At 61.0% G+C, this 12,355-nt stretch carries 12 protein-coding genes and 2 pseudogenes; 5 read left to right on the top strand and 9 right to left on the bottom strand.

Annotated elements, in window-relative coordinates; genetic code table 11:
* Window positions 1-53 precede the first annotated feature (53 nt).
* The 5 genes from tssE to WT60_RS02740 all read right to left on the bottom strand — a co-directional run bounded on the left by tssE (window position 54) and on the right by WT60_RS02740 (window position 3,906).
* Complete coding sequence (gene tssE, locus WT60_RS02760) at window positions 54-536, bottom strand: type VI secretion system baseplate subunit TssE (protein WP_059642470.1); 483 nt, start codon at window positions 534-536, stop codon at window positions 54-56.
* Window positions 537-593: 57 nt separating this feature from the next.
* On the bottom strand, window positions 594-1,097 hold the full coding sequence (locus WT60_RS02755) for a type VI secretion system tube protein Hcp (protein WP_038746378.1): 504 nt from the start codon (window positions 1,095-1,097) through the stop codon (window positions 594-596).
* Window positions 1,098-1,169: 72 nt separating this feature from the next.
* Window positions 1,170-2,660: a type VI secretion system contractile sheath large subunit gene (tssC, locus tag WT60_RS02750; protein WP_038746376.1), complete on the bottom strand. Its 1,491-nt coding sequence runs from the start codon at window positions 2,658-2,660 to the stop codon at window positions 1,170-1,172.
* A 16-nt stretch (window positions 2,661-2,676) separates the two neighbouring features.
* Complete coding sequence (gene tssB / locus WT60_RS02745) at window positions 2,677-3,195, bottom strand: type VI secretion system contractile sheath small subunit (RefSeq protein WP_038746373.1); 519 nt, start codon at window positions 3,193-3,195, stop codon at window positions 2,677-2,679.
* 39 nt (window positions 3,196-3,234) lie between these two features.
* A complete protein-coding gene (locus WT60_RS02740; protein WP_052145047.1) occupies window positions 3,235-3,906 on the bottom strand; it encodes a tetratricopeptide repeat protein in 672 nt (223 codons plus the stop codon).
* A 375-nt stretch (window positions 3,907-4,281) separates the two neighbouring features.
* Between WT60_RS02740 and tssJ the strand changes: the two genes are divergently transcribed.
* The 3 genes from tssJ (at window position 4,282) to WT60_RS02725 (ending at window position 7,133) form a co-directional block, all read left to right on the top strand.
* A complete protein-coding gene (gene tssJ / locus WT60_RS02735) occupies window positions 4,282-4,896 on the top strand; it encodes a type VI secretion system lipoprotein TssJ (protein ID WP_038746367.1) in 615 nt (204 codons plus the stop codon).
* A gap of 108 nt (window positions 4,897-5,004) precedes the next feature.
* Window positions 5,005-6,351: a type VI secretion system baseplate subunit TssK gene (gene tssK, locus WT60_RS02730; RefSeq protein ID WP_038746364.1), complete on the top strand. Its 1,347-nt coding sequence runs from the start codon at window positions 5,005-5,007 to the stop codon at window positions 6,349-6,351.
* Window positions 6,348-7,133 carry a DotU family type IV/VI secretion system protein gene (locus tag WT60_RS02725; RefSeq protein ID WP_038746362.1) on the top strand — a complete coding sequence of 262 codons (786 nt, stop codon included), beginning with the start codon at window positions 6,348-6,350 and terminating at the stop codon, window positions 7,131-7,133. The genes tssK and WT60_RS02725 overlap by 4 nt, the downstream gene beginning before the upstream one ends.
* Before the next feature lie 104 nt (window positions 7,134-7,237).
* Here WT60_RS02725 and WT60_RS02720 read toward each other — a convergent pair whose 3' ends face one another.
* From WT60_RS02720 to WT60_RS02705, 4 genes and pseudogenes are all read right to left on the bottom strand, one after another.
* Complete coding sequence (locus tag WT60_RS02720) at window positions 7,238-7,723, bottom strand: hypothetical protein (RefSeq protein ID WP_145986716.1); 486 nt, start codon at window positions 7,721-7,723, stop codon at window positions 7,238-7,240.
* Window positions 7,720-8,913: an ISL3 family transposase gene (locus tag WT60_RS02715; protein ID WP_100185226.1), complete on the bottom strand. Its 1,194-nt coding sequence runs from the start codon at window positions 8,911-8,913 to the stop codon at window positions 7,720-7,722. Before WT60_RS02715 ends, WT60_RS02720 begins: the two co-directional genes overlap by 4 nt.
* Before the next feature lie 43 nt (window positions 8,914-8,956).
* Window positions 8,957-9,457 (bottom strand): annotated as a pseudogene (locus WT60_RS02710) (IS3 family transposase); the annotation flags it as partial.
* Window positions 9,458-9,495: 38 nt separating this feature from the next.
* A pseudogene (locus WT60_RS02705) lies at window positions 9,496-10,032 on the bottom strand (transposase); the annotation flags it as partial.
* Window positions 10,033-11,270: 1,238 nt separating this feature from the next.
* On the opposite strand from WT60_RS02705, the gene WT60_RS02700 reads away from it, so the two are divergent.
* Window positions 11,271-11,624 (top strand): hypothetical protein, encoded by a 354-nt coding sequence (locus WT60_RS02700; RefSeq protein ID WP_060355948.1) that lies wholly within the window; start codon window positions 11,271-11,273, stop codon window positions 11,622-11,624.
* 119 nt (window positions 11,625-11,743) lie between these two features.
* Window positions 11,744-12,331: a hypothetical protein gene (locus WT60_RS02695; RefSeq protein ID WP_082759388.1), complete on the top strand. Its 588-nt coding sequence runs from the start codon at window positions 11,744-11,746 to the stop codon at window positions 12,329-12,331.
* The last annotated feature ends 24 nt before the right edge of the window (window positions 12,332-12,355 follow it).

Raw genomic sequence — 12,355 nt, 5'->3', positions numbered from 1 at the left:
TCTTGCCGGGCGTCTCACTGCCGCGCGGCGCCCGGCGGCTCACGCGACACGGCTCAAACCTTGGCGGCGCGCGAACGCGTCACCGAATATTGCAACGTCGACGGCTGCAGCATCGCATCGAAGGTCACCGGCTCCTCGGCGGGATGCACGACGAGCAGCGCCTGGATCGCGAAGTAGAGCGCGTTCGTCGACTGCTCGTTCAGCTCGAACGTCACCGACACCTGCTGCAGCCTCGGCTCGTGCCGCGTGATCGCCTGCTGAATCGACTTGCAGATGAACGTGCGGTCGTAGTGGCTCGCGAGGCTCAGGCCGGCGAAATCGTTCAGCCCGTAGGTCAACACCGAACGCTGGCATTCCGGCAGCGCGGCGAGGTCTTCTTCGGTCAGCGCGATGCGCGTGTTGAGGATCGCCTCGACGTCGCGCGCGACCGTGTTCTTCAGTTCTTCCAGCGACAATTGCCGCATTGCGGCGGGTGCCGGCACATGCGGTTCGTCGTCGAACAGCTTGTCGAGGAAGCTCGGTTCGAAGCGTTTCATCGGGCTCCACGCAAAACGGGAACGGGGCACGCGCCGTGCCCCGTTCCCGCATCGAACTTAGACCGCGTAGGTCTTGTCGTTCTTCGTGAGGCTCCAGGCGCCCTGCGTGTTGCCGCCCTGGTTGCCGCCGATCTTCTGCTGGGTCTGCTTCCACTGCACCGCCGCATACTTCAGCGAGAAGGTCTCGATCGGCAGGCCCTCGTTATGCACGCTCGGCGCGATGCTCGAGATGATCACGTACTTCAGCTTGATCTCGAGATACTTCACGCGCTCGCCCTCGCCGTCCGCGCGCAGAAAATCGATCGTCACTTCGTCGAACGTCGTGCCGCCCGACGCGTGCTGATACAGCAGCGGGCTCGACGAATCGATTTCCTTCGTGAACACCATGTCGCCGTGCTCGCAGCGCGTCGACGTGTGGCCGCCCGCGGTCGAAGCGGTTGCCGAACGCGGCTGAACGATCGAGTGATCCCAGGATTTCAGTTCGATCCAGCCGGCGTGGTCCTTGTCCGCGGACTCGCCCTTGATGGCCGGATTACCGAACTTCAGATGCATGTGTAACATGGTCTTTCGACTCCCCAAAGAGGTGGTTTTAACGTCCTACCCAGGCGGCCCGCCCGGGCGATCTCAGCTCGCTTATGAATTTGCCGGTTTGGGCAAGTCAGCGACAAGGCGCAGAGAAATCGACAATTCGTCGAGCTGGAAGTGCGGACGCAGAAACGCGACCGAACGATACGCACCCGGCTTGCCCGGAATCTCTGACACTTGTACGGAGGCTTCGCGCAGCGGGAACTGCGCCTTCTGTTCCTGGGTCGCGTCGTCGTCGAGCAACACGTACTGCGAGATCCAGCGATTGAGGAACGTCTCGACGTTCTGCGCGGACGCGAAGCTGCCGATCTTGTCGCGCATCATCGCCTTCAGATAATGCGCGATGCGCGATACCGAGAAGATGTACTGCAGCTGAGCGGACAGGACGGCGTTCGCATTGGCGCTGTCGGTGCTGTATTTCTTTGGTTTCTGCACCGACTGCGCGGCGAAGAACGCGGCGTAATCGGAATTCTTGCAATGCACGAGCGGGATGAAGCCGAGGTCGCTCAGCTCCTTCTCGCGGCGGTCGGTGATCGCGATTTCGGTCGGGCACTTGAGCGCGATTTCGCCGTCGTCCGTCTTGAACGTATGCGTCGGCAGATCCTCGACCAGGCCGCCGCCCTCGACGCCGCGAATCGCCGCGCACCAGCCGAAGTCGTCGAACGCGGCCGTCAGGCGCGCCGCGAACGCCCAGGAGGCGTTGCACCACAGGTACTTGTCGTGATCGGTGCCGTCGACGTCCTCGACGAAGTTGAAGCTCTCCGCGATCGCGCCGTCCTTCGGATTGAACGGCAGGCGGCCGAGGAAACGCGGCAGCGTGAGGCCGACGTAGCGCGAATCCTCGGAATCGCGGAACGACTTCCACTTCGCGTACTCGACGGTGTCGAACACCTTGCCGAGATCGCGCGGCTTGCCGAGATCCGCGAACGACTCGAGGCCAAGCAGCTCGGGCGCCGCCGACGCGACGAACGGCGCGTGCGCGGCCGCCGCGACGTGCGACATCTGCTCGATGAAATACTGGTCTTCCGGCTGGCGCGAGATCTCGTAGTCGCCCACCAGCACGCCGAACGGCGAGCCGCCGAACGTGCCGAACTCTTCTTCGTACACCTTCTTGAAGAGCGCGCTCTGATCGAACTCGGTCGCGTTCTTGAAGTCGCGCACGAGATCGCGCTTCGGCGCGTGCAGTGCCTTGATCTTGATCGTCGAGCCGGTGTTGCTTTCCTTCACCAGATAATCGAGCCCGCGCCACGTGCTCTCGAGACGCTGGAACTCGGCCGCATGCATCACGGCCGAGAGCTGCGACGAGATCAGGCGGTCGAGCTCCGCGACGCGCGCGTCGATCGTCGCCGACAGGTTGTCCGATACGACCACCGTGCCGTCGAGCACCTGATTGACGAGCTCGCCGATCAGGTCCTTCGCGCGCGCATGCTCGGATTCGGATTTCGCAACCTTGCTCTTCTCGACGATCTCGTCGAGCAGCGTGGATTCCGTGCCGGCTTGAGCGCCGGTCGATTGGGCCGCAGCCGTTTGCTGGTTCATATCGCCACCCCGTTACTCATTCGCCCTGCTTATCGCCGCCGTCCGCGCTCTTCTTCAGCGCTTCGAGCTGCTGCGTGTTCGACAGCACCTCGCTCAGCAGATCTTCGAGCTTGTCGTTGCCGGCGAGCTTGTTGCGCAAGTCGGCGAGCTTCGAGCGCGCCTCGAGCAGGCGGCGCAGCGGCTCGACCTGCCCGACGACCTCGTCCGGATTGAAATCGTTGATCGATCGAAACTTCAGATCGACCGCGAACTTGCCGCCCGCGTCGCTCAGGCGGTTCTCCACCTGGAACGTCGCGCGCGGCTCGATCGCCTTCATCACGTCGTCGAAGTTGTCGCGGTCGATGTTGACGAACTTGCGATCGCGCAGCTTCGGCTGCTCGACTTCCGACTGCCCGGCCAGATCGCCGACGACCCCGACGACGAACGGCAGTTCCTTGATCTCGATCGCGTCGCCCCGTTCGACTTCGTACGTCAGTTGGACGCGGGGCGGCCGCACTTTCTGCAAGCGCTTTTGAATGCTTTCTTTCTTCGCCATCGACGGCTCCCGTTTGGTGTGTGGATCGAGCGCGGCGGCTTAACGCAGCGCGCTGAACGGATCGCCGCCCGCCGCCTTGGCGGGCGCCGACGTGGTGGCAGGAGGCGCGACGGGCGCGGCGGGGGCGGCGGGCGCCGTGGGCGCTGCCGCCGTCGCGTTCTCGACCGGCGCGGCCTCGTGCACGGGCTTCGCGCGGCGCACGATACGGCGCTTTTTCACGACGGGCTTCGTCAGCTGCTGCTCGGGCGGGAACAGCGCGGCCTCGCCGAGCGTATCGCGCAACTGCTTCGCGAGCGCTTGCGCGTCCGACTTCGCGTCGCCCGCGAGCGACGAATCCTGACGCAGCTCGCCGAGCGATTCGGTCGCGATGCGCAGGCCCGCAACGGCGAGCACGCTCTTCGCCTGACGGTCGGTCTTGTCGCGCTGCAACGCTTCCTGTGCGGCGACGATCGCCTGACCGTAGTGACCCTGCTGGAACTGGATCTGCGCGATCCGCGACCACGGCTCTTCGCGCGTCGGATCGGATTTCGCGAGTTGCTGGTAGAGACCGATCGCGCGGTCCTGATCGCCTGCCTTCGCCACCGCGTCGGCATCCGCCAACGACTTGTTGAACGCTTCGGCCGTCGGCGGCGTCGGCTGCGACGCGCAACCGGCGATGATGCCGCAGGCCAACACTACCCCAGAAAATTTTGCGAAGAGACGGTCTTTCATCGTTTATATCCCCGGCGCGGGAGTTTTAAATCGTTGAGAATTCGTGATTTTGCTTTGCTACAAGCGCGCGGGTATAGTACCGATCAATTTTTCATAATTCAATGTTCGCGTGAAGGGCGGCCGTTTTAAAAGCCGCGCAGCGCGCCGCCCGACACGGCCGCGCACGCTCGGGGAATCGCACGTGTACCGCTTCCAATGCAATTATTGCCGCAAAGCAATTCTATTTTGCCCATTCAGTGGAAAATTTTTCCGAATGTCGCGGCATTGATCGCGATCCGTCGGGCATTTGAAGAGGCAGAATTTTTGTGCCGCCAAATCGGCAAAGCAACTGATAGTTTTGACAGGGAACGAAGGGCGCCGCGCCCGGAAAAATCGATGAATCCGCTTGTGACTCGTTACGCGCTGCCGCTCGCCGCCTGCATCCTGCTCGGCGGCTGCGCGGCCGCCGTGCCGCTCCTCGGCTCGGCGGGCAGCGCCGCGCTGCAGATGGTGGGCGTCGGCAAGCCCGACGTGCCCGATTCGCAGAAGCCGCCGCGCAATCTCGGCCTGACGCTCTACGCGGCGCCGAACCTCAACGCCGCGAACGACAGCCGCCCGCTCGCGCTCGTCGTGCGCCTCTACGCGCTGAAAGATCCGACGTCGTTCCAGCAGGCGCCGTTCGACAGCTTCACCGATCCGGCGAAGGAAAAGACCGCGCTCGGCGCCGATCTGCTGAGCGTGCGCGAAATCACGCTGATTCCCGGACAGCGCTATAACGCGACCGAAAAGGTGTCGCGCGAAGCGCAGGCGTTCGGCGTCGTCGCACTCTTTCGCGACCCGGCGCTGCAGCGCTGGAAGCTGACTTTCGATCCTGCGAAATCCGAGAAATCCGGCATAATCATCGGCCTGCACAATTGCGCGATGACCGTGACGGGCGGCACCGTCATTCCTTCGCAGCAAGGCATGCCGACCGAGCGGCTCGACTTGCTCTCGTCGGTGAACTGCGGATGAAATTCGAGATGACATTTAAAAGTCATTTGACAAAGATTAACGATTCGCTCGCCGAATGCGGCGCGAATTAACCGACCAACGGCCCAATCACATTTAAGCGGATTTGACATGAGTTATTCGGCCAAGGTGCTCTGGGGGGAAGGCCTCTTTCTGAGGCCGCAGCACTTTCAGCGGCAGGACGCGTATCACGAGGCGCGCCTCTTCGAATCGATTCAGGCGATCCAGCCGTACAACTGGGGCGTGCGTTCGGTGCGATTCGATCGCGACGCGCTCGGCAGCAACGTGCTGCGCGCAAGCGAACTGTCGCTCGTGTTCCCGGACGGCGCGCTCTACTCGGCGCCGCAAGCCGACGAGCTGCCGCCGCCCATCGCGCTCGACACGCTACCCGAGGGCATCAACGAATTCACGTTCTACCTGGCGCTGCACCCGCTGCGCGAGACGGGCTCGAACTACGCGGAGAGCCGCGACGCGGGCTTCGTGTCGCGCTTCGTCAGCGATCGCGCGAGCGTCGCAGACCACTTCACCGATGCAGCCGAAGCCGACATCACGTTCCTGAAGACCAACGTCAAGCTGATTGCGCACAGCGAGCCGCGCGATCAGTTGCTGTCGATTCCGCTCGTGCGCGTGCGCCGCACCGCGACGTCCGGCTTCGAGATCGACGACAGCTTCGTGCCGCCGTGCCTCGCGATCGAGGCGTCGCCGATCCTGCATCAGCGCCTGCGCCAACTGATCGACGCGCTGCAGGCGAAGGTGAACGCGCTGTACGGCTTTCATCGCGAGCCGACGAAGAACATCATCGAATTCCGCTCGGGCGACATCGCCTCGTTCTGGCTGCTGCACACGGCGAGCGCCGCGTTCGCCGCGCTCGCGCACCTGCATCAGCATTCGGCGCTGCATCCGGAGCGGCTGTTCCAGGAGCTGTTGCGCCTCGCCGGCCAACTGATGACGTTTTCGAAGGGCTACGTGCTCGCCGATCTGCCCGCCTATCGGCACGACGATCCGGGCCCCGGCTTCGCGCGCCTCGACACGATCCTGCGCGACCTGCTCGAAACCGTGATCTCGACGCGCTACTTCGCGATCACGCTCGAGGAAGTGCGGCCGTCGTTCCACGTCGGGCGGCTCGATTCCGGCAAGATCGACGACAAGACCGCGTTCTATCTCGCGGTGTCGGCCGACATGCCGTCGGTCGAGCTCGTCGAGGCCGTGCCCGCGCGCTTCAAGGTGGGCGCGCCGGACGACGTCGACAAGCTCGTGCTGTCCGCGATGCCGGGCGTGCGCCTTTCGTACACGCCGCAGGTGCCGCCCGCGATTCCCGTGCGCCCGGGCGCATGCTATTTCGCACTCGATGCGCGCAGCCCGCTCTATGAGCGGATGCTGCAGGCCCAGTCGGCGATGATCTACGCGCCGTCCGGAATCAACGATCTCAAATTTGAACTGATCGCCGTCACGTCATGAGCTACGCGCCCTCCCTCTTCGGCGGCAACACGCCGCCTCCCGCGCCGCAAACGGTGTCGTCGACCGACGCCGGCTTCCAGGCGCGCTCGCTCCTCGATCTGCTGTACGACGGCTTCTTCATGCTGTTCTTGCTGAAGAACGGCCGCGAGCCCGGCAACGCGTCGGAGTTCGGCACGCGCATCCAGGAATTCCTCGGCGATTTCGAGCGCGGCGCGAAGAAGCTCAACATCGCCGCCGACGACGTGTATGCGGCGAAGTTCGCGTTTTGCGCGGCGATCGACGAATCGGTGTTGTCGTCGCAGTTCAAGATCCGCGCGGACTGGGAACGCCGGCCGCTTCAGCTCGTGCTGTTCGGCGAGCAGCTCGCGGGAGAGAAGTTCTATCAGTACCTCGAAGAATGTCGTGCGCAGGGCGCGGCGCGGCTGCAATCGCTCGAGGTGTTCCACATGTGCCTGCTGCTCGGGTTTCAGGGCAAGTACCTGCTCGAAGGACCGGAGAAGCTCGCGTATCTGACCGCGCGGCTCGGCGACGAAATCGCGAACATGAAGGGCAAGCGCGCGCCGTTCGCGCCGCATTGGCCGCTGCCGGACCAGATCTCGCATCGGCTCAAGCGCGAGGTGCCGCTGTGGGCGATCGGAGCGGTGTTCACGCTCGTCGGATTGCTCGCGTTCGTCGGGCTCAATACGTACCTGAAGGGCAGCACGGTGCGAGCGCTCGCGCCTTATTCGCAGGTCATCAAGGTCGGGCCGGAGTCCGCTAATTTGACGATTTCGTTGCCTTGATCGTGGGGAGCCCGGGGGATGCCGGGCTTTTCATTTCGAACGGATCACCGCGGTACTTGGCCTATTAACGAATCGCGTCGAGCTACTTCCATTTCCTAATGAAACTAGCGCGCAATCAAATGCTCCGGCCGTGATCGAATCGTCTCCTGCTTGAATTTTGCGCGAAGCAACGTGAGGATGGGCCGCTCTATCAAATGCCATGAGGCCATTGCCAGTAGTAACGTGACCGGAACCGAGATCAAGAGACTGATTAGATTGTCGAGATACGGATGGCGCGACGCGATGACTTGCTGTACAGGGAATGCCCAGAGATAGATTCCGTACGAGTAGTCATTGCGCGGCGCGAAGCGCCACAGCGTCTTTGTGACGCTGGTCAGTAGCAGGACGTAGACGAAGGCAATGTAGAACAGTGGCTGGGCAATCGCCGATGAATGCGTTAGCAAATAGGTGATGACCAAGGCAATAGCAATTAGCCAGTTCAGCCTAATATGCTCGCGAAATCTGTAAAGCAGCATGCCTAAGATAAAAAAAGGCGGCGCATAGAACGAATAGCCCGTCGGCTTATTGGACAACGTATAAAAAAGGTTCATCGCGGAATTCCGGGGAACGCGGCGCGGATCTTGAGGAAGAAGTACTCCTCGTCACGGTACCCGTAGGCCCTGCGCTTGATGACCTTGATCGTATTGTTGATGCCTTCAACGATGCTGGTATTGAGCGGATGGCGGCAGCGGGCCACGATTCCGTGCCAGTAACCCTGCAAGCGCTCGGCGAACTTTTGCAAGGCGGCGATCCCGCTTTGCTGAGCCTGTTCGATCCATTGCTCCCAGGCCTTTTCCGCCCAGGCCGGCTTGCGGTAGAACCAGAGCCGTTTGAGTTCGTCGCGCAGCACATAGACGCATAACAGCGACTGATTGGCGGCCAGCAGCTCCTTCAAGTGCACGGCCTGTTCGGGTTTCAGGTTATGACGGTTGCGCAGCAGCAGCCAGCGGCTGGACTTCAGAACCTTCCGCGCCGGCTTGTCATGCCGGAGTTGATTGGCCTGATCCACCCGTACCCGATCGATCACCTCGCGCCCGTACTTGGCCACGACGTGGTACAGGTCGAAGACGATTTCCGCCTGCGGGCACTGTTCCTTGATCTCCAGTTCATAGGCCGTGGTCATGTCGATGGCGACCGCTTCGATGCGCTCGGCCACGCCTTCAGGGAGTTGTTCGAAGAAGGCTCGCGCCGTTTCGCGTGAACGTCCGGGCCCGACCCAGAGCACCTGCCGGCCGATCGGATCAACCACCACCGTGGCGTAGCGATGGCCCTTATGAAGCGCGAACTCGTCCATCGCCAGATAGCGGATCGCCGACCAGTCCGGCTCGGCCACACGCGCTCGCAAGCGCATCTTGTCGATCGATTTGACCGTGTGCCAGCCCAAATCGTAAAAGGCCGCTACCGCCTGCACGCTGGCGGCCTGCAGCAGCTTCTCGCAGGCTTTGGCGAACCGCTCCGTCACTCGCTGGTAGCGGCCCAGCCACGCCAGCTTCTCCAGTCGCGGGCCGCCGCAGTGTTCGCACCAGACCCGGCGACGGGGAACGTGCAGCACCACCCGGTATTCGAACAGCGGCAAATCGCGCACTCGACGAACCGTCGTCTCGTGGATCTGCTGGCAGCGTGCACCGCATTGCTCGCAGTACATGACCTTGCTGACCGGCTTCAGATACAGCGATAGCGTGCGCTCTTCTCCTTGTGGCCATTCCACACGTTCCAGCCGATAACCTGTCCAGCAGCCCAGTGCCTGAAGTGAACCGCACCGGGAATCGTGGAGGCTGGTTGGGTTAAGTTAATGCGGACACGTCAGCGGCATTTCTGAGTTGTCTGTAGTAGTTTGCCTCAGCTTCAGCGGGCGGGATATAGCCGAGCGGTTCCATCAGCCGATGATGGTTGTACCAGGCGACCCATTCCAGCGTTGCCAGTTCGACGGATTCCCTCGTTTTCCAAGGGGCGCGCCGATGAATCAGTTCCGTCTTGTACAGGCCGTTGATCGTTTCGGCCAGCGCATTGTCGTAGCTGTCGCCCCGGCTGCCGACTGAGGGCTCGATGCCGGCCTCAGCCAGCCGTTCGCTGTAGCGAATGCTGACGTATTGAGACCCCCTGTCGGAATGATGAATCAAAGTCCCGTCCTCGCCCGGTTGGCGGGCGTACAGCGCTTGTTCAAGTGCATCCAGAACAAAGTCCGTGGTCATCGACGAGCTGACCCGCCAGCCAACAATACGGCGGGCGAACACGTCGATCACGAATGCCACGTACAGCCAGCCTTGCCATGTCGAGACATACGTAGTCGGCCCTGAACAATTCACTTTGAACGACGACGGCGTTACGCGCCGCCCGTCATCATCAGGTTCCCGCCAATGACGCGCGCCAGAATCAGAGCGCAAAGAAGCCGCAGCTTCCTGAGGATCATCCGCAGGTTATGGCCGGCGCCGCACAGCACCGCATGAATCGCGTCGCCCAGCGCCCCTTTGAGCCAGTTCCGATCGAGCTTGCCGTCGGCCTTCATGTGGCCGATGGCCGGCTCAATGGCGCTACGGCGCCGGATCATGGCGCGCAGGCCGCGTGTAATGCCGCGCCGCAAACCCGGGTGATAGACCTGCACGCCATCGACGGCGACGCCCTTGTAGCCGCGATCGACCACGGCAATTTCCGGTTGAACGTCGCTCAGGATCGCTGCCTGTTCCAAGGCTTCGGCCAGCGTGTGTCCGTCGTACGGATTGCCCGGCATCGAGCGCGCCCCTACCACCAGACCTTCTTTGTGCGTCGTCGTGATCGACACCTTCACGCCGAATTCGTACGGCTTGCGTGCCTTGCCTTTCGAGATGCATTCCACCTCCGGCGCGTGCAACGCGTACAGCTTGAGACATCCGAGCCGGAAACATCGGCTCACAATCATCCTCATGACCTTGCGTCGCACTTACACCAAGAATCTGAGCGCTCGCCCGTCACTTTCTCGAGACTGATGACATCCAGCGAAAAGCGAAAAAGATGCCATGTGATGTGCCGTCGCGCGTTAGCCAAGCCGCTCGATCTTCGAGCACAGTCTCGCAACCCGATTGTTCCGATCGAAATTCACGCCTATTCACAGCCGCATCCATCAGCTCGCCCAACGGGGGGGGAAACACGTAAACCGCCATCACTCCCCTGTAGGAGAAAAAATTGGAAACTGTTTACATGTTTCAAAAGCTGGCGCCACGGGATATCCCACAAAACACGACGGAGGTAACGCGTCCCCCTTCAGAAGCGCGCATTTTTTTAACCTTTAAGAGCTAAAGCCAGGTCGATTATTTCGCGCCAGATTGGCAATCCATAGTAAGTTATGATGTATCTAACCATTACATGCATCAAAATTGAGACAGCACACAATTGAGAAACCGCAGCTTGCTAGAAACGGCATCGGCTCAGGTTCCGCTTGTCTTTTCTCATATCAACTGAAGGCAATTTTCTTAACCTAGCCTACTTGCAATGTTTCATTTTTGAGACTGGGCATCAAGGAAATCGCGCTCTCCCCGTTTCGGGTAGCTCCTATCCTCTCGCGCCTCGTTCAATTTGATATTTGGCACGTCCCTTGCTGATCGCTTGGCGAGTCGAAATCCCAGCCAACTATAACGGACGACCCAATTCATAAAGAGTAGCCCTGGGGGAGAGATTGCCATGGAGATCGCAATAAAATGTGCGAAGAATATTTTCCTTCAATGGGAGTTTCATTCCATAATGATTTTTTACATCAACTCGCCCCCCTAAAATTTAGTTCACCATCGTCTAAAAATACTACCCAGCCGGACCATTTAGAATTCGCAGCCGCCCGCAGTCGCACCTGTTCCAACCGATATTATCGGCCACCTTACAGACTCGTTCGAACATATAGAATCGGACAACCATTTGGCATGCGATTGCGCCTGACATTGACGAATTAACGTTTGGTTTAAGATCAGATATCTACCCACCATTTCTATAGATCAATTTCATAAAATCACATAATCAAATTGATTAAGAAATTTAATTAGTTTCGATATTAATAATCATAATTTGAAAGTGGAAGGACGATGGCGTGCGGCCTTCCATTTTTATCCACGTTCACGCCATAGGAGTTATGCCATGAAGAAGCTTCTGATCGCAGCAGCAGTACTCGCGGTGTCGGGTGCGGCATTCGCGAGCGGTACCGGCACGTCTTCGTCGAGCGACGCCACCAGCGGTGGCGTAACGTCGGCGGCGGTGTATGGCAAAGGCACCTTCACCGCGACCGACGAAGGTGCCGCCCTCGGCGCAGCTGGCGCTGTCGCCGGCTCGAGCAAGAACGTGACCGGCAGCGGCACGATCTCCTTTGCCGGCCATACGAACACCTCCTCGGTGAGCGGCAAGGGCGACGGCAACGCGCAAGCGCAGGGCATGAGCGGTGCCGACGCAAGCGCGCAGGCATGGTCGACCCTCGGCATGAGCCGTCACTACTAAGGCGCGTTTCGGGAACTCGACATCAGGTAGCGAAGTGGAGGCTGAATCCTGACTAGGCCATCAGGGAGAACGGGTTCAGTCTCCCTTCTTACCAATCGTCCTTCAAATAAGGGATCGTCATGAAAGCGAATGTCATTTTGGCGACGGCTGTCGCAGTGCTTTCGACCGCTTCGACGGCGGGGCCGACCACCTCGAGCCAAACGCAATCCGTCACGGGCGGCGTGTCCGGATCGGTACTGATCGGCTCGGGAAGCTATACCAGCAACTCGACGTCCGTTGCAGGATCGGCGGCAAACAGTACAGCAACGCCTGCAGGCTCGACTGCTACGGCCTCCGCAATGCACAACTCGACTTCGACCGCCAGTGGTTCTGGAAAAGACGGGGGCGCATTCGCGGCCGGCGGTGGGATCGGTGTCGCCGGTGCCAGCGGAGCAACCGAGGACACGAATGCAAACGCCGATGCGCTATCCGGCGGCGTCACTGCAACGATCGTCCTCGGCGCGAGGAAGTACACGGCCACCACCGCGAACGACAAGGGCAATGCGAATGCGGGTGCAATCGCACTGACGGGGAAGAACAGCTCCGCCACGATCGCCGGCGCAGGCCACACCAATACCTCCAGCGCCAACAGCACGGGTTACGCCGGCTTGCCGTCTGCATCCGGCGGAAGCCAAGGTAACGCCAGCGCCATATCGAGCAGTAAGTGACGCTTCCGTTGGGGACCAGCGTCT

The organism is Burkholderia sp. MSMB617WGS, from assembly GCF_001532025.2.
In the GTDB taxonomy this organism is placed as follows: Bacteria; Pseudomonadota; Gammaproteobacteria; order Burkholderiales; family Burkholderiaceae; genus Burkholderia; species Burkholderia savannae.
Note: the sequence above shows the minus strand (reverse complement) of the source record. Positions and strands in the feature narration are given on the sequence as shown.